The 17,089-nt window shown below is 73.6% G+C and carries 16 protein-coding genes; 8 read left to right on the top strand and 8 right to left on the bottom strand.

Annotated elements, in window-relative coordinates:
- Positions 1-251 precede the first annotated feature (251 nt).
- The 3 genes from ACFYX3_RS21175 to ACFYX3_RS21165 all read left to right on the top strand — a co-directional run bounded on the left by ACFYX3_RS21175 (position 252) and on the right by ACFYX3_RS21165 (position 3,580).
- Complete coding sequence (locus ACFYX3_RS21175; RefSeq protein WP_389015477.1) at positions 252-1,319, top strand: PP2C family protein-serine/threonine phosphatase; 1,068 nt, start codon at positions 252-254, stop codon at positions 1,317-1,319.
- A 327-nt stretch (positions 1,320-1,646) separates the two neighbouring features.
- A complete protein-coding gene (locus tag ACFYX3_RS21170) occupies positions 1,647-2,987 on the top strand; it encodes a transcriptional regulator (protein WP_389015954.1) in 1,341 nt (446 codons plus the stop codon).
- A gap of 62 nt (positions 2,988-3,049) precedes the next feature.
- On the top strand, positions 3,050-3,580 hold the full coding sequence (locus ACFYX3_RS21165) for an NUDIX domain-containing protein (RefSeq protein WP_181924676.1): 531 nt from the start codon (positions 3,050-3,052) through the stop codon (positions 3,578-3,580).
- Positions 3,581-3,695: 115 nt separating this feature from the next.
- Here ACFYX3_RS21165 and ACFYX3_RS21160 read toward each other — a convergent pair whose 3' ends face one another.
- Positions 3,696-4,556 carry a 3-hydroxybutyryl-CoA dehydrogenase gene (locus ACFYX3_RS21160; protein ID WP_382660243.1) on the bottom strand — a complete coding sequence of 287 codons (861 nt, stop codon included), beginning with the start codon at positions 4,554-4,556 and terminating at the stop codon, positions 3,696-3,698.
- Positions 4,557-4,756: 200 nt separating this feature from the next.
- Here ACFYX3_RS21160 and ACFYX3_RS21155 point away from each other — a divergent pair, with 200 nt between their 5' ends.
- Entirely contained in the window at positions 4,757-5,992 is a 1,236-nt protein-coding gene (locus ACFYX3_RS21155) for a glycoside hydrolase family 10 protein (protein ID WP_389015472.1), read from the top strand.
- Between the two features lies 1 nt (position 5,993).
- Here the strand turns inward: ACFYX3_RS21155 and ACFYX3_RS21150 are convergent, their stop codons facing one another.
- Together ACFYX3_RS21150 and ACFYX3_RS21145 are read right to left on the bottom strand one after the other, a co-directional pair.
- Entirely contained in the window at positions 5,994-6,197 is a 204-nt protein-coding gene (locus tag ACFYX3_RS21150) for a DUF1918 domain-containing protein (protein ID WP_116161936.1), read from the bottom strand.
- A 93-nt stretch (positions 6,198-6,290) separates the two neighbouring features.
- Positions 6,291-7,250, bottom strand: coding sequence for a DMT family transporter (locus ACFYX3_RS21145; RefSeq protein WP_389015468.1), 960 nt, complete (start codon positions 7,248-7,250; stop codon positions 6,291-6,293).
- Between ACFYX3_RS21145 and ACFYX3_RS21140 the strand changes: the two genes are divergently transcribed.
- From ACFYX3_RS21140 to ACFYX3_RS21125, 4 genes are all read left to right on the top strand, one after another.
- Complete coding sequence (locus ACFYX3_RS21140; protein WP_389015465.1) at positions 7,249-8,685, top strand: PLP-dependent aminotransferase family protein; 1,437 nt, start codon at positions 7,249-7,251, stop codon at positions 8,683-8,685. The genes ACFYX3_RS21145 and ACFYX3_RS21140 overlap by 2 nt on opposite strands.
- 103 nt (positions 8,686-8,788) lie before the next feature.
- A complete protein-coding gene (locus ACFYX3_RS21135; RefSeq protein ID WP_376586081.1) occupies positions 8,789-9,250 on the top strand; it encodes a GNAT family N-acetyltransferase in 462 nt (153 codons plus the stop codon).
- Positions 9,251-9,319: 69 nt separating this feature from the next.
- Positions 9,320-9,895 carry a histidine phosphatase family protein gene (locus ACFYX3_RS21130; RefSeq protein ID WP_116165627.1) on the top strand — a complete coding sequence of 192 codons (576 nt, stop codon included), beginning with the start codon at positions 9,320-9,322 and terminating at the stop codon, positions 9,893-9,895.
- Positions 9,896-10,008: 113 nt separating this feature from the next.
- Positions 10,009-11,172 carry a methyltransferase gene (locus ACFYX3_RS21125; RefSeq protein WP_389015460.1) on the top strand — a complete coding sequence of 388 codons (1,164 nt, stop codon included), beginning with the start codon at positions 10,009-10,011 and terminating at the stop codon, positions 11,170-11,172.
- A 40-nt stretch (positions 11,173-11,212) separates the two neighbouring features.
- On the opposite strand, the gene ACFYX3_RS21120 is transcribed toward ACFYX3_RS21125, so the two are convergent.
- The 5 genes from ACFYX3_RS21120 to ACFYX3_RS21100 form a co-directional block, all read right to left on the bottom strand.
- Positions 11,213-11,617, bottom strand: a complete 405-nt coding sequence (locus ACFYX3_RS21120) for a VOC family protein (protein ID WP_382660232.1) — start codon at positions 11,615-11,617, stop codon at positions 11,213-11,215.
- Between the two features lie 98 nt (positions 11,618-11,715).
- Positions 11,716-12,555, bottom strand: coding sequence for a sigma factor-like helix-turn-helix DNA-binding protein (locus ACFYX3_RS21115; RefSeq protein ID WP_389015457.1), 840 nt, complete (start codon positions 12,553-12,555; stop codon positions 11,716-11,718).
- A 153-nt stretch (positions 12,556-12,708) separates the two neighbouring features.
- On the bottom strand, positions 12,709-14,133 hold the full coding sequence (locus tag ACFYX3_RS21110) for a M48 family metallopeptidase (RefSeq protein WP_389015454.1): 1,425 nt from the start codon (positions 14,131-14,133) through the stop codon (positions 12,709-12,711).
- Between the two features lie 153 nt (positions 14,134-14,286).
- Positions 14,287-15,741 carry an argininosuccinate synthase gene (argG, locus tag ACFYX3_RS21105; RefSeq protein WP_359511648.1) on the bottom strand — a complete coding sequence of 485 codons (1,455 nt, stop codon included), beginning with the start codon at positions 15,739-15,741 and terminating at the stop codon, positions 14,287-14,289.
- 67 nt (positions 15,742-15,808) lie between these two features.
- Positions 15,809-17,059 carry a hypothetical protein gene (locus ACFYX3_RS21100; RefSeq protein ID WP_389015450.1) on the bottom strand — a complete coding sequence of 417 codons (1,251 nt, stop codon included), beginning with the start codon at positions 17,057-17,059 and terminating at the stop codon, positions 15,809-15,811.
- Between the last annotated feature and the right edge of the window lie 30 nt (positions 17,060-17,089).

The following is a 17,089-nucleotide window of genomic DNA, read 5'->3' as shown; positions in this document are numbered from 1 at the left end:
GAAGCCGCTCAGGGGCCCGGAAGCCGTTCGGGGGGCACGGAAACCGCACTCCCGCTCGTGGCTCGGTGATCCGTGCGCGTGGCGCGGCCCTGGCGGAGGGCGGCGCGGCGGGGGCGCTCACTCCTTCGGGTGAGATCGCCGGGGGCTGTTCCACGGCGGACCGCGCGGTCGGCACAATCGACGCGGCCACAGGGGCGGACCTGTGGGCCGCAGGGCCTCCGGGCGCTGTCGGGGCTCGGAAAGGGCCGTGCATGATCCGTACCAGGTCGTTGCTCGCCGATGGCTCCCGGCTTCGCCGGATGGCCCCGCTCGCTCTTCCCACCGCGTGGGGCGCGGTGGCCCTGGCGTGGAAGTACGGCTGTCCCCTGGCCCGGCAGCCGGGGCTGCCCATGCGGATCGCCACCGGTGTCGTCTTCGTCGGCGTCGGTCTCGGCCTGGTGTGGGGTGTCCACCGCGGGCTCGCACGGGAGCTCGCCCGGGTCCGGGCCGTCGCGGCCGCCACCCAGCGGGTCCTCCTTCGGCCCCTGCCCGCCCGACTCGACGGACTCACGCTGGCCGCCGGGCAGTTGTCCGCCTCCCGGGGCGCGTCCGTCGGCGGCGACCTGTACGAGGCGGTGGCCACCCCCTACGGGGTGAGGATCGTCATCGGGGACGTCCGGGGTCATGGGCTCGCCGCGCTCGGCGCGGTGGTCGCGGTGCTCGGCAGCTTCCGCGAGGCCGCGCACGACGAGCCCGAACTCGCCGGGGTGCTGCGGCGTCTCGAGCGGGCCCTGGAGCGCCATCTGCGGGAGCGGGGGCGGGAGGAGCACCCGGCGAGGGCCGGGGCGGAGCCCGAACACCCGGCGGCGGAGGAGTTCGTCACGCTGCTGCTCGTGGAGGTCCGCTCCGACGGGCGGCTGGCCGTCCTCAACTGCGGCCACCCCGGCCCGTACCGCCTCGGCCGGCGGGTGGAGCGGCTCCCGGTCGGGGACCCGCTGCCACCGCTCGGAGTGCTGCCGCTGCCCGCCGGGCTCGTGCCGTACACGGCGGCCCGGCTGCTGCCCGGCGAGACGCTGGTCCTGCACACCGACGGAGCGGAGGAGGCCCGGGACCGCCGGGGCCGGTTCTTCGCGCTGGACGCCGCCCTTTCCGGGGTGCCCCGCGAGGCGCCGGCCGCCCTGGTCCGCCGGGTCCACGCGGCGCTGCTGCACCACACGGGCGGCCGGCTCGCCGACGACATCGCGCTGCTCGTCGTACGCAACGACCGTGTCCGGGTGCCGGCGCAGCCCGCCGAACCCGGGCTGCGCCGCCCCCGGCCCGCCCCCTCCTCCCACTGCTGAGCGGAAGGAACCGGGGGGACCGGCGTCGCCCGCCCCGCCACGGAGTGTCGGGCAGATCAGCGGGGCGGGCGACGCGGACCGGGCGGCCGCACTGTACGAGGGGGAGCCGGCGGCCCGGTCTTCGCCTTGCGGCGAGAAGCACAGTCAACCGGGGCCGGGACGGGTGTGGCAGAGTACGCGGGCCGGGAGAACGGGTACTTCGTTCACACCCCGTGCGAAATCACCGGTACGGGGGGCTTCCGCTCGGTTCGACCCGTATGAATTCGGCCACCGCTAGGCTGAGTTCACCGAGCGAGCGGAGCGGCCATGCGAGCGACCGGAGCGGCCATGCAGCCCAACACCCTGCTCGACGCCCTGCTCGACGAAGCGGGCGTCTCGAACGCCGGCCTGGCCGCCCATGTGAACCGGGCGGGCCGGGCCAGGGGCCTTGCCCTGCGGTACGAACACACCGCCGTGGCCCGCTGGTTGAAGGGCCAGCGGCCGCGCGGCCAGGTGCCGGACCTGATCTGCGAGGTGCTCGCCGTCCGGCTGCGCCGGCAGGTGACCCTGGACGACATCGGTCTCGGGGTGCCGGGAAGTCCGGCGCCGGCCGCCGGTTCGCCGCTGTCCGGCTTCGTCGAGCGGGCGGCGGCGCTGTGGCGCTCCGACGAGCAGCAGCGGCCGCACATCGTGGCGGCCCCGGCCGTGACCGGCACCCAGGCGGTGATGCCGGTGTGGGAGTGGGAGAACCCGCCGGAGGACGTGGACGTCTCCCGTACGGGCCGGGCGACGGTCTCGGCGGCCGACATCGCGGTCCTGACCGCGGCCCGGTCGCACTACGAGCAGATGTACCGCCGGGCCGGGGGCATCGCGACCCGGGCGCGGATCGTCGGCTTCCTGAACACGCAGACGGCGCCGCTGCTGAGGGGCGCGTACGGCGACGCGCTGGGGCGGCAGCTGCACCGGGCCACCGGCGGGCTCGTCGCGGTGGCCGGAATCTGTGCGTACGACGCGGACGCGCACGGTCTCGCCCAGCGCTACTTCCACCAGGCGCTGCGGCTCGCGAAGGCGAGCGGGGACCGGGGACTCGGCGCGTACGTGATCGCGCTCCTCGTCAACCAGTCGCTGTTCACGGGGGAGCACCGGCAGGCCGTGGCGTTCGCGGAGGCGGCGCTGCGGGCGGCGGGGCGGCAGATCACCCCGGCGCTCGCCGCCGATCTGACGGCGATGCAGGCGAAGGCGTACGCGCGTCTGGGCGACGGGGTGGCCGCGCTGGCCTGCATCCGGCGGGCCGAGGCGGAGGCGGAGCGGATCAGCCCGGGGGAGGAGCCGGTCGAGACCGGCTACGTCCAGCCGGGATTCGTCAACGTCCAGGTGGCGGAGGCCCTCCTCGGTCTGGGTGAACTCGACGCGGCCCACGAGCACGCGGCGGCGGCGGTCGGGATGCCCTCGCACGACCGGGGCCGGGTGCACCGGCTCGCCATGCTGTGCCGCGTCGAGCTGCGGCAGGGGGAGGCCGACGGGGCGGCGCGCACGGCGGTGGAGATGACGGAGCGGGCGCGGGGGATGGAGTCGCGGCGGCTGCGGGACCGGCTGACGCAGGTGCGGGGGGATCTCCTCGCGAGTGGCGGCGGGGAGGCCCGGGAGGCAGCCGCTCTGATCGAAGGGGCGCTGCGCGTTCCCCTGTGAGCCGTCAACTGCTGCGATATTGCCACCAAACAAGCACCGACCGATCGGAAGGTGGCAAGAACGTGCAGTGGACGAAACTCAGCGAACGCGCTGTCTATGAGAATCGCTGGTTCCGAGTGAACCTCGCGGACGTCGAACTCCCGGACGGCCGCCGCCTCGACCACTATCTGATCCGGCTCCGCCCGGTCGCCGTCGCGACGGCCGTCAACGAGGCCGACGAAGTCCTGATGCTCTGGCGCCACCGCTTCATCACCGACAGCTGGGGCTGGGAACTGGCCGCCGGCATCGTCGAGGACGGCGAGGAGATCGAGGCCGCAGCCGCCCGCGAGATGGAGGAGGAGACCGGCTGGCGGCCGGGGCCGCTGCGCCATCTCCTCACCGTCGAACCCTCGAACGGCCTCACCGACGCCCGCCATCACCTCTACTGGGCGGAGGGGGCCACGTACACGGGACCGCCCGAGGACGCCTTCGAGTCCTCGCGGCGGGCGTGGGTCCCGCTGAAGGAGATCCCCGGGATGATCGGCCGGGGCGAGATCCCGGCCGCCAACATGGCCGCGGGACTGCTGATGCTCCACCATCTGCGCCTCGGCTGAGACGCGGGAGCGAATGTGCCGGACGGCCCGTGCCTGTGCGGGGGCGCGGGCCGTCCGGCCGGAGGACGGCGTCAGGGGTCGGACGCCGACTCCGGGTCTGGGTGGGGACCTCGGGTCAGTTGTACGGGTAGAAGCCCGAGCCCGTCTTGCGGCCGAGACGGCCCGCGTCCACCATGCGCTGGAGCAGCGGGGGAGCGGCGTACAACGGCTCCTTGAACTCGGAGTACATCGAGTCGGCGATCGACGCGATCGTGTCCAGGCCGATCAGGTCGGAGAGCTTCAGCGGGCCCATCGGGTGGGCGCAGCCGAACTCCATGCCGTTGTCGATGTCCTCACGGCTCGCGATGCCCGACTCGAACATCCGGATCGCCGAGAGCAGGTACGGCACGAGCAGCGCGTTCACCACGAAGCCGGAGCGGTCCTGGGCGCGGATCGCGTGCTTGCCGAGAACCTTCTCCGCGAAGGCCTGGGCCCGGCTGATCGTGCCCTCGGAGGTGGTGAGGGCCGGGATCAGCTCGACGAGCTTCTGCACCGGGGCCGGGTTGAAGAAGTGGATGCCGATGACCTGGTCGGGGCGGGAGGTCGCCACGGCCAGCTTCACCAGCGGGATGGAGGAGGTGTTCGAGGCCAGGATGGCGTCCGGCCGGGTGATCACCTGGTCGAGGACCTGGAAGATCTCGGTCTTGACCTGCTCGTTCTCCACGACCGCCTCGATGACGAGGTCGCGGTCGGCGAACTCGCCCAGGTCGGTGGTGAAGCTGAGGCGGGCGAGCGTCGCGTCCCGCTCCTCCTCGCTGATCTTGCCGCGTTCGGCGGCCTTCGCCAGCGAGTTGTAGAGCCGCGTGCGGCCGATCTCCAGCGCTTCGCCGGTGGTCTCGGCGACCTTCACGTCGAGCCCGCTCCGGGCACACACCTCTGCGATGCCTGCGCCCATCTGGCCGCAGCCCACCACTCCGACGCGCTCAATGTCGGCCATGGAGTCCGTCACCTCGTGCCTTTCGCTCTTCTCCGTCGGCGGAGTGCCCGTGTGATTCCGGGTGCGCCCGCCTCTACCCCCACGACGTTACCGCTCATTAACCGATGATCGATCGTCTGAGGCGGGCATGCTGTCCGGGTGCGTGTGACGTATCCGACAGAGGAGGGGTACAAGTGCGGCCTTTCGGCAGAAGAGGGTTCGTGGCCGGCGCGACAGGAGCGGCGCTCGCCGTGACGGGAACGACAGGAGCGGCACGCCCGGTTGTGGCCGACGCCACTACCGAGGCGCGCGGGAAACCGCACCGCAGGAGGGAGTTCCGCGGGATGTGGCTGGCGACGGTCGCCAACCGCGACTGGCCCTCCCGCGCCGGGCTGACCGCCGAGCAGCAACGCACCGAACTCCTCCGCCACCTGGACACGGCGGTCGACCGCCGGCTCAACACGGTGGTCCTCCAGGTCCGGCCGACCGCCGACGCGCTCTGGCCCTCGCCGTACGAGCCGTGGGCGCAGTGCCTCACCGGCACACAGGGCCGGGACCCCGGCTGGGACCCGCTGGGCACGGCCGTCGACGAGGCCCACGCCCGCGGGCTCGAACTGCACGCCTGGTTCAACCCGTACCGCGTGGCGAACCACACGGACCCGAGCAGGCTCGTCGCCGGCCATCCGGCCCGGCTTCACCCGGAATGGGTACTGCCCTACGGCGGGAAGCTCTACTACAACCCGGGGCTGCCCGAGGTGAGGAGCTTCGTCCAGGACGCGATGCTGGACGCGCTGCGCCGCTACGAGATCGACGCCGTGCACTGGGACGACTACTTCTACCCGTACCCGGTGGCGGGCCAGGTCTTCGCCGACGACGAGGCGTACGCGCGGTACGGCGGGGACTTCCCCGACAAGGCGTCCTGGCGGCGGAACAACACCGACCTGCTGGTCTCGGAGATGTCGTCGCGGATCAAGGAGATCAGGAAGCACACGGCCTTCGGCATCAGCCCCTTCGGGGTCTGGCGGAACGTCGCCACCGACCCGGAGGGCTCGGACACCCGCGCCGGTGTCCAGACGTACGACGACCTCCACGCCGACACCCGGAAGTGGATCCGGGAGGGCTGGATCGACTACGTGATCCCCCAGCTGTACTGGAACATCGGGCTGCCGGCCGCCGACTACGCCAAGCTGGTGCCCTGGTGGGACGCGGTGGTCCGGGACACCGGCGTCGGGCTCTACATCGGCGAGGCGCTCTACAAGGCGGGCGATCCCGCCCAGCCCGCGGCCTGGCAGGACCCGCGGGAGCTCTCACGCCATCTGGACCTGGCCGCCCGGTACCCCTCGGTCGGCGGCCACTGCTACTTCTCCGCGAAGGAGGTCGCCGCGGACCCGATCGGGGCGATGACCACCGTGGTGGCCGACCACTACCCGACCAGGGTCCGTCCGCCGAGGCGGTGACTCAGCCGGTCCCCGCCTCCGGGCGGTGGCGTACGACGGAATCGGGGCCCGGCGACACCAGGGCCTCGTGACCGTCGTCCTCGAACTTCACGCGGTACGGGGGATTGCCGTTCTCCCCCAGTACCTGAAGGACCTTGGCCGTGCGGTCGTGGTGACCCACGGTCCGGCCGTGTACCAGCAGCTTGTCGCCCACGCTCGCCTGCATCGAGCTGACCTCCTCGCGACCGGGCCGGTCCTGCCCTGTACTGCGCAGGGCCTCTGTCTGCCATTGTGACCCGTTCCGCCCGGATTCGTCGCGTCAGCTCTTCGCCCGCTGGGTGACCGCGATGCACACCAGGACCGCCACCGCGGCGACCGGGGCGGCCAGCGGCAGGGTCTCGCCGAGCAGGAAGACCGACCAGAAGAGGGTGAGGAGCGGCTGGGCGAGCTGGAGCTGGCTGGCCTTGGGGATGCCGATCGCGGCCATCCCGCGGTACCAGACGTACAGACCGAAGAAGGTGGAGCCGGCGGCGACCCACGCGAGGCCGATGACGCCGTGCGCGGTCAGGTGCACCGGTTCGATCGACAGCGTCACGGCCGAGGCGACCGCCATCAGCGGAAGGCAGAGGACCAGGGCCCAGCCGATGACCTGCCAGCCCGGCATGAGCGCGGCGAGCCGGCCGCCCTCGGTGTATCCGGACGCGCACACGAGCAGCGCCCCGAAGAGGTACAGGTCGCCCGTGGAGAAGGAGCCGCCGCTCTCCTTGAGCGTGAAGCCGAGCACCACCACGGCGCCGGAGACGGCCGCGATCCAGAAGGTACGGGACGGCCGGCGGCCGGTCCGCAGGGCGGCGACGGTCGCGGTGGTGAGCGGCAGGAGGCCCACGACCACGGCGGCGTGCGAGGTGGTGGAGGTCTGCAGGGCCAGCGTGGTCAGGAGCGGGAAGCCGATGACGACACCGCAGGCGACCACGGCGAGGCCCGCCCAGTGGCGGCGCTCGGGCAGTGGCACCCGGCCCGCGAGCAGGAAGGCGCCGGCGATGAGCGCGGCGAGGGTGGAGCGCACGGCCACCAGCGACCAGGGGCCGAAGCTCTCCAGACCCCAGACGGTGGAGGGGAAGGTGAGGGAGAAGGAGATCACGCCCAGCCCGGCGAGCAGGGTGCCGCGGGTCCGGGGGTCGACGCCGGTGCGGGCCTCTGTCGCGGATCCGTTCCCGGGGGTTCCCGTAGCGGTGACCGCTATCGTGGTCGGAGTAGTAGCGCTATCCTGCGTTCTCATGCATGAGCGTAGCAGTGTCGCGGAATTGGCGAAATCCCTGAGGGCGGAACTGAACCGCTACTCACCTGGTGGAAAGCTGCCGTCGAGCCGGGCGCTCGTCGAGCGCTACCGCGTCTCCCCGGTCACCGTCACCCGGGCCCTCGCGCAGCTCGCCGCCGAAGGGCTCGTCGTCACCCGTCCCGGCGCCGGCGCCTTCCGCGCGGAACCACGCACCCCCACGCCCGTCGTGGGCGACACCTCCTGGCAGGAGGTCGCCCTCAGCGCCGACAACGCCACCGAACTCGTTCCCCGGGCCGTCGACGCCTCCGGCGTCCTCGTCACCCTCTCCGCGCCCCCGCCCGGCGTGATCGAGTTCAACGGCGGCTACCTCCACCCCTCCCTCCAGCCCGAGAGCGCCCTCGCCTCCGCCCTCGCCCGGGCCGGCCGCCGCCCCGGCGCCTGGGGCAGACCCCCCACCGACGGCCTGCCCGAACTGCGCGAGTGGTTCGCCCGCGAGATCGGCGGCAGCGTCACCGCGGCCGAGGTCCTCATCACCGCCGGCGGCCAGTCCGCGATCAGCACCGCCCTGCGCGCCCTCGCCCCGCCCGGCACCCCCGTCCTCGTCGAGTCGCCCACCTACCCGGGCATGCTCGCCGTCGCCCGCGCCGCCGGACTCCGCCCCGTCCCCGTGCCGACCGACGCCGACGGAGTGCGCCCCGAACTCCTCGAAGCCGCCTTCCGGGCCACCGGCGCCCGTGTCTTCGTCTGTCAGCCGCTCTTCCAGAACCCGACCGGGACCATGCTGCGCCCCGAACGCGGCCGCGAGGTCGTCCGCATCGCCCGCGCCGCCGGGGCCTTCGTCGTCGAGGACGACTTCGCCCGCCGCCTCGTCCACGAGGACGCGGGGCCGCTCCCCGCACCGCTCGCCGCCGATGACCCCGACGGGGTCGTCGTCCACGTCCGCTCACTCACCAAGATCACCTCGGCGAGCCTCCGCGTCGGCGCCCTCGCCGCCCGAGGACCCGTCCTGGAACGGCTGCGCGCCATCCAGGTCGTCGACAGCTTCTTCGTCCCCCGGCCCCTCCAGGAGGCCGCGCTCGAACTCGTCGGCTCCCCGGCCTGGCCCCGCCACCTCCGCGCCGTCACCCAGGAGCTCCGGAACCGCCGCGAGATCATGACCGGCGCCCTCGCCCACCACCTCCCCGAACTCGCCCTCCCGCACATTCCCTCCGGCGGCTACCAGCTCTGGCTGCGCCTCCCCGACACCCTCCCGGAGGCCTCCCTCCTCGCCGCCGGCCTGCGCGCCGGGGTCACCGCCGCCCCCGGCCGCCCCTACTTCTGCGCCGAACCCCCCGCCGGCCACATCCGGCTGAGTTTCGCGGGTGTCGCGGGCCCCGCGGAGATCGTCGAGGGCGTACGCCGCCTGCGGACGGCGGTCGACGAGCTCACCGGCTGACCCCCGGGGCGTGCCGCGCCGACACCCCGCACGGCACGCCCCCGTCCCTGGCCCACGGCAAATTCACCTGACAAGCCCGCCGGCCCTCTGGAAGCCTTCGCCCATGAGCGACAGCGCCACCCCCGACACCCCCGGCACCCCCGTCATGCACGGGGCGTACGAGATCTCAGCCGACCCCACCCGGATCGACGCCGCCCGCGTCCACCACTGGCTCTCCACCGACGCCTACTGGGCCCTCGGCCGACCTCGCGAAAAGCAGGACAGTGCCATCGCGGGCTCACTGAACCTCGGCGCCTACCACCGCGAGACCGGCGAGATGAGCGCCTACGCACGCGTCGTCACCGACTACGCCACCTTCGCCTGGCTCTGCGACGTCTACGTCGACCGCCCGGCCCGCGGCACCGGCCTCGGCACCGCGCTCGTCACCGCCGTCCGCGACCACCTCGCCCCGTACGGACTGCGCCGCATCATGCTCGCCACCGCCGACGCGCACGGCGTGTACGAGAAGGTGGGTTTCACGCCACTGCAGAATCCGGACAAGTGGATGGCTCTCGGACAGCAGTGAGCCCGGCCCCCTCCGGTCCCTGCAATCGACCCCTTGACCAGCGGCGCCACCGGCCTCACGATCGCGGCCATGAGTCTTCGGGTGACGCTCGTCACGGCGGCACGCAGCTCCTCCCTGCTCGCCGAACGCTTCGACGACGACCGGCCGCTGGACGAAGCCGGCTGGTACGAGGTCCAGCAGGCCGCGCCCGCGCTCATCCCGCTCGGCGCGGCCGAACTGCGCTACTGCTCCCCGACCCCGCGCAGCCGCGCCACCGGCACCGCCCTCGGCTACGCGCCGCTCGCCCAGCCCGCGCTCCGCGACTGCGACATGGGCCGCTGGCGCGGCCTGACCCTCGCCGAGGTCGCGGCCCTCGAACCGGCCGCCGTCAACGCGTGGCTCACCGACGCCCGCTCGGCCCCGCACGGCGGCGAACCGCTCCTCGCCTTCATCACCCGCATAGGGAACTGGCTCGACACCCGCCCCGCCGAGGACGGCTCCATCGTCGCCGTCGCCGAACCCTCCGTCGTACGGGCCGCCCTCGTGTACGCCCTCAAGGCGCCACCCGCCACCTACTGGAACGTGGACGTCCGCCCCCTCTCCACCGTCACCCTCACCGGCCGCCCCGGCCTCTGGCACCTCCACCTCGACACCGCCCTGCACTGACACCGGGACACCCGCCCCACGCCGGCCCTCGACACCGCCCCGTACCGGCATCTCCACACCGACCGGCGCCGCGGCGGGAACCGGCGGTCCCGACCGGCTAGCCTGAGAGCACGATGAACCGTTTGACCACGTCATGGGGCGCCTTCACGCTGACCCGCTTCCCCGAGGACCCGCGCGACCAGCTGCGCGCCTGGGACGCGTCCGACGAGTACCTCCTCGGGCACCTCGCCGAGGCCGGGACCGACCTCTCCGGCACCGTCACCGTCCTCGGCGACCGCTGGGGAGCCCTCGTCACCGCGCTGCAGGCCGCCGGACCCCGCGAACTCGTCCAGATCACCGACTCGTATCTCGGCGAGCAGGCGACCCGGGCCAACCTCGCGCGCGCCGGGGCCGCCCCGGACGCCGTGCGGCTGCTCACCACCCAGGACACGCCGCCCGAGCGGATCGACGTGCTCCTCGTCCGGGTCCCCAAGAGCCTCGCGCTCCTGGAGGACCAGCTGCACCGGCTCGCACCCGCCGTGCACGAGGGCACGGTGATCGTCGGCGCCGGCATGGTCAAGGACATCCACACGTCCACGCTCAAGCTCTTCGAGCGGATCCTCGGCCCCACCCGCACCTCGCTCGCGGTGAAGAAGGCCCGGCTCATCCTCACCACCCCCGACCCGGCCGCCAACCCCGGGCCGAACCCGTGGCCGTACCGCTACGACCTCCCCTCGGACACCCCCGCGCCCGGCCTGCCCGGACTGACCGTCACCAACCACGCCGGGGTCTTCTGCGCCGACCGCCTCGACATCGGCACCCGCTTCTTCCTCGCGAACCTGCCCGGCGGCCTCGGCCGGGCCCGGGTCGCCGACCTGGGCTGCGGCAACGGCGTGGTCGGCCTCGCCATCGCCCTCCACGAACCCGAGGCCGAACTGGTCTTCACCGACGAGTCGTACCAGGCGGTCGCCTCGGCCGAGGAGAACTTCCGCGCCCACGTGGGCACAGACCGCAAGGCCGAGTTCCTCGTCGGCGACGGGCTCACCGAGCTCGCCCCCGGCTCGGTGGACCTCGTCCTCAACAACCCGCCGTTCCACAGCCACCAGGCCACCACCGACCGCACCGCCCGCCGGATGTTCGCGGACGCGCGGCGCGCGCTGCGGCCCGGCGGCGAGCTGTGGGTCATCGGCAACCGGCACCTCGGCTATCACGTCACGCTCCGCCGGATCTTCGGCAACAGCGAACTCGTCGCGAGCGACCGGAAGTTCGTCGTCCTGCGCGCGGTGCGCAGGGACTAGTCCGACCGACCGGTCCGGCCGGCCGGTTCGGAGGACCGGTTCATATGGACCAGCTCCGGGAGCACAGCACGAGCCGGTACCCGTCGGGGTCGGCGACGGTGACGCCGTACTCGTCCCAGTACGGGTTGTGCGAGGGCACCCGCGTCCCGCCGGCGGCGAGCAGCCGCTCCACCTGCTCCTCCTCGACGGGCGCGCCGAGGTAGACGACGAACAGGTCGTCGACGGTCGGCGTGGGTTCCATCGGGCGCTCGGGATCGAAGGTCAGCTCGAAGTGCCAGCCCCCGCCCGGGGGTCCGACCATGAGCAGGTCGTGCTTCCCGGGCACCCGCTCGGTGCTCCGCCACTGGACTGCGAGGCCGAGCCCGTCGACGTAGAACCGCTCGGCGGCGGCGAGGTCCCGCGAAGGGCGGGCGACCCGTACGTGGGTCTTCGCATCGATGATCATGCCTCCAGGCTAGAGCGAGCCGCCGGCGGCGTCCCTCGGGGATCTCCCTCTCCCGTCACGGACTTGACCCCGACGTGAGGCTCGGGGTTCCCCGTGCCTCAGATGTCGGGAAAGGCCACGTCGAGCGCGCGCACCCGGTCCTCCCCGAGGGTCAGGGACACGGTGACGATCCGGTCCCGGCGGAGGGTGGCCGCGACTGCCGACACCGGCCGGCCGGCGGCGAACCCGACCGCGCCGACCGCCCCGTCGACCAACGCGGCCCGCGACACGTCCGCGCACCGCGCGAAGGCGGCGGCCGTCTCGGCGACCGCCGCGACCCCGTGCACCGGGCCGCCCTCGGAGTACGCGACGACGTCCGGGTCGAGGACGGCCACCAGCGCTCGGGCGTCACGCGCGCGTGCGGCCGCCAGGAAGCGGTCCACCACCGCGCGCTGCCGCCCCCGCTCGCCCTCGGTGCAGGCCGTCCCGCCTCCCCGGATCCGCTCCCGGGCCCGCCGGGCCAGCCGGGCGGCCGCGTCGGGGGAGCCGCCGATGATCCGCGCGGTCTCGTGCGCGGGCAGCCCGAACAGATCGTGCAGGACATAGGCGAGCCGCTCCTCGTCCCCGAGCCGCTCCAGCATCACGAGCAACACCAGCCACAAGGAGCCGACCCCGTCCGGGAGAGACCCCCCGGACCGTCCCGCCCCCTCGGGCCCGCCGCGCCACCGCCCCTCCGCTCCCCGTCCCTGGAGACCCCGTACGCACGCCTGCCCCACGGCCGCCGTCAGCAAGGCGCGTACCGTCGCACCGTCGTCCCGCCCGAGGTCCGCCCGCGCCGCCGCGAGCGCTTCCTCGGCCTCGGCCGGCGACCCCGTGATCCGCAGGGCGACGGCCCGCAGCTGCTCCTCGTGGGCGTCGAACCGCCCGGTCAGGGCGGTCAGAAACGTGTCGTCGTGCATGGCGCCTCACTCCTCTTCGATTCCCTCACCGCGTTGACGCGAGGACCCGCCGGTATGTGACAGCGACCGGCCCGAGGAGATGCGCGGACGTGACGGCGACCGGGCCGGGGATCCGCAGGGATGCGGCAGCGGCCGACCAGGGAGCCCGCCGGATCAGCGCCGGATGAACTCCCGCGCCACGCTCCGCATGGCCCCGGCGAGCTCCGTGTCGACCTCCGAGGTCCTCGCCTCGTCCAGGACGATCAGGGCTCCGCCAGGTGTGCCCCGCGTCAGCAGGCGGCGCCGCAGACGGGTGGGCGGGTGCGTCGAGTCCACCTGGTGACCGCGCCGCTCGGCGACCCGCCGCAGCCGCTCGTACTCGCGCTCCGGAATCGACGCGGCATGCGCCGCCAGGCGCTCCCACAGGCCCGCGGCCGGATCCTCCCGGCGCGCCGCCGTGCCACCACCGATCCGGGTCTGCGCAGCCACGGACTCCCGGCGCAGCTCGCCCGCGATGTCCCCGGCGACGAGGAGCCGGTCCATCAGTCCGGCCGCCGCCTCCGTGCCCGCCGTGCGGGCGGCGGAGGCGTCGGCGAGGTACTCGGCGCGCTGCGAGTCGCGCAGGGTCAGGTGCTCCAGAAGGATGAGGATGCCCTCGACGAGCAGCCGGGGAAGCGCGGTCACCAGGTTCACGAAGTGCTCCATCAGGGTGTGCGCCGGGGCCGGGGCGAGCGTGTAACGCCAGGTGGCGAGCGAATGGAACGCACTGCCGACCAGGAGGGAGTGGCGGGTGTCCCCGTGGGCGTAGTGCCCGAACTCGTGGCCGAGAAGCGCGATCCGTTCCTGCGGGGAGAGGACCTGCCACAGGCCGAGGCCGATGCGGAGCACGCGGTGCTGCCGGATGCCGTACGTGCTGACCGACGCGTTCACGTCGGCGTCGACGACCACGGCCCGTACGCCCGTCGTGCCGACGGTTCCGGCGACCTCGTCGAGCAGGGCGAAGAGCCGGGGCGCGTCGGCACGGCTCAGGACCGGCCGGTGGCTCTCGTCCTTGGGGAGGCGGCTGAACCGGGGCCGGAGCACGACGGCGAGGGCGATCAGAAGGGCGCCGAGCACGGGCTGGACGCCTGTGCTCCATCCCGCGACGACCAGCCAGAGGCCGCCGGAGAGCAGGGCGAGGGTCACACCGTGGACCGCCACCGCAAGGGCCGCGGCGAGCCCGCCGGCCACCCCACGCCGAGGCCGGACGGTCCCGCCGCCCGCCGCGCCGGGCCCTGTCCCGCCGGCCGGATCCGCGACACCCGCCGCGTCCGCGACACCGGCCGGGTCCGAAAGGCCGCCAGAGGCTGCAGGGCTGCCAGACGCTGCGAGGTCGCCCGAGGCGGCAAGATCGGCGATGAGCTGCTCCCCGTACCGCTCCGCGAGCCGCCGGCGGAGTCTCTCGATCCGCCCCGGCGGTGTCTCGTCCCGCACCTCGGGGTCCACGTTCCAGTCGCACACGGTGCACCAGGTGACGTACCGCCCGCCGTCGGCCAGGTGCTCCCCGCACTCGGGGCAGTCTTCCCGCGCCGTCCGGACCGCGTGTGCCGTCTCCGTCATGCCGTACTCCCCACCCCGGGCCCGCCCCGACGGCGCGCCCCACGTCGTTTCGCGCAGACGGTATCGGGCCCGCAGCGACCCGTGCGAACCGCTCCGAACAGCGGAAAGGCCGGTCCGACACGAAGGTGTCGAACCGGCCTCTCACGTGGGGCGTCAGTCCGTGCCGAACTCCATCGCGGCCCGGTCCAGCATCTCCTCGTCCTCGGAGACCTCGCCGCGGGAGGCGATGGCCTCGGCGCCGCCCTCGGGCAGCTGCGGCATGGTGCCGATCAGTCCGGTCGCGGCCGCCTGGGCGGCACCGATGGTGGGGCTGCCGGTGCCGATCAGGCCGAGGCCCGCGTACTGCTCCAGCTTGGCGCGGGAGTCGGCGATGTCGAGGTTGCGCATGGTGAGCTGGCCGATCCGGTCCACCGGGCCGAAGGCCGAGTCCTCGGTGCGCTCCATGGACAGCTTGTCCGGGTGGTAGCTGAACGCCGGGCCCGTGGTGTCGAGGATCGAGTAGTCCTCGCCGCGCCGCAGCCGCAGCGTCACCTCGCCGGTGATGGCCGCGCCGACCCAGCGCTGGAGCGACTCGCGGACCATGAGGGCCTGCGGGTCCAGCCACCGGCCCTCGTACATGAGCCGGCCGAGGCGGCGGCCCTCGTTGTGGTACTGGGCGAGGGTGTCCTCGTTGTGGATCGCGTTGACCAGGCGCTCGTACGCGGCGTGCAGCAGCGCCATGCCGGGGGCCTCGTAGATGCCGCGGCTCTTGGCCTCGATGATCCGGTTCTCGATCTGGTCGGACATGCCCATGCCGTGGCGGCCGCCGATGGCGTTGGCCTCCATGACCAGGTCGACGGCGGAGTGGAACTCCTTGCCGTTGATCGACACCGGGCGGCCCTGCTCGAAGCCGATGGTGACGTCCTCGGTGGCGATCTCGACCGACGGGTCCCAGAACTTCACGCCCATGATCGGGTCGACGGTCTCGACACCCGTGTCCAGGTGCTCCAGCGTCTTCGCCTCGTGGGTGGCGCCCCAGATGTTGGCGTCGGTGGAGTACGCCTTCTCGGTGCTGTCCCGGTAGGGGAGGTCGTGGGCGAGCAGCCACTCCGACATCTCCTTGCGGCCGCCGAGCTCGGTCACGAAGTCCGCGTCCAGCCAGGGCTTGTAGATCCGCAGGTGCGGGTTGGCGAGCAGGCCGTAGCGGTAGAACCGCTCGATGTCGTTGCCCTTGAAGGTCGAGCCGTCGCCCCAGATCTGGACGTTGTCCTCGAGCATCGCCCGGACGAGGAGCGTGCCGGTGACGGCGCGGCCGAGCGGGGTGGTGTTGAAGTAGGCGCGGCCGCCCGAGCGGATGTGGAACGCGCCGCAGGTGAGCGCGGCCAGGCCTTCCTCGACCAGCGCGGCGCGGCAGTCGACCAGGCGCGCGATCTCGGCACCGTAGGTCTTCGCGCGGCCGGGCACCGAGGCGATGTCGGGCTCGTCGTACTGGCCGATGTCGGCGGTGTAGGTGCACGGGATGGCGCCCTTGTCGCGCATCCATGCGACGGCGACGGACGTGTCGAGGCCGCCGGAGAAGGCGATGCCGACGCGCTCGCCGGCGGGCAGGGAGGTGAGGACCTTGGACATGGGAAGAGTATGCATCATTGCGCATGGTCATGCAAAGGGTGGTTTTCCGGAGGCGGCTCTCGGCCGCTCAGAGACCGGGAACGCCCGCCCGGTCCAGGAGCGCCCTCATCTCCGGGACCGGCAGCAGCGGATTGCGGGCGGCCGCCCATCCCACCTTCGGATCCTCCGGCAGTTCCAGCAGTCGGGCCACCGGAAGCCGCCGATCGAGCGCGGCCGCCTCCCGCACCCGTACCGCCGGATCCCGGCTCAGCCGTTCGGCGAGTGCGGGTGTCGCGCCTGGATCGCGCAGGGCCGGCCGACGGGCCTCCGGCTCCGACGCGTCCCCGAATCGCGCGGCGAGGCCCGCGGCCGGGAACTGCGGCCGGGAGGTCAGTGAGCCGACGGCCCTGTGGGTGCCGTGCAGGAACAGGTCGAGCAGCAGCTCCGGCGGCGCCGTCGGGTGGAACTCGGCGAGCAGCAGGTGTACGGCGAAGTCCGCGTCGCCCGCCAGCGGCTCCACGCAGTCCTCCGGCAGCTTCGGGCACACCGCGGCGCTTCGCCGCAGCCAGGTGTGCGCGGATGTCGCGCGGCGGCGCAGGAGGTCCGTGTCCTCACGCGCGTCCCACACCCACCGCAGGGTGTCGAGCCGGTCCTCGGGGCGGACCGTCCAGTCGATCGCGGCCCGCTCCTCCTCCGACAGCTCGGGGCGGGCGGAGACCGCGAGCCGCACGGCGGGGGCCTCGTGGCCGGCGAGCCCCGCCGCCAGATCGGAGGGGAACGTGGGGTTCGACGCGAGTCGGGCGAGCCGCTCCCCTTCGCCGAGGAGGCGCTCGGCGAGCGGACGCCCGAGCCGGCCCCGCTCCATCACGTCCCCGAGCCGCCGGTAGTCCGCGAGCGCCTCGACGAGCTCGGCCGTGCGCTCCTCGTCCTCGTGCATGACCTGAAGGGACGCCATCGTGCGCACCGCCGGGTCCGCGTCGCCGAGGAGCGCGGCGCGTACCTCGTCGGTGAGCTCGCTCCAGACCCGACGGCAGGCGGCCACCCGGAACAGCGGGTCCTCGTGGCCGGCGAGCGGCACCAGCACGTGCGCCGGGGTGCCGGCGGACTGCACCGTCTCGTACCGGACCATTCCGCGTTCGTGGTTCAGCAGCCGTTCGTACGCCCGGTCGGGCAGCGGCGGCACCGGGGTCCGGTGGGCGATCGGGCCGACGGCGACCGCCGTGGCGTCCGACGCCGGGCCGTCGAGGAGGCGGGCACGCAGCTCGGGGGTGGCTGTTGCGCTGTCCGCGAGCGCGGTCCGTACCCGGCGGCGCGGGTGATGGAGCACGGCCTCGGCCACGCTGTCGGGCAGCGCCGCGCGCCGCGCCGG

This window comes from Streptomyces sp. NPDC002463 (genome assembly GCF_042889835.1).
Lineage (GTDB): Bacteria > Actinomycetota > Actinomycetes > Streptomycetales > Streptomycetaceae > Streptomyces > Streptomyces nymphaeiformis.
Note: the sequence above shows the minus strand (reverse complement) of the source record. Positions and strands in the feature narration are given on the sequence as shown.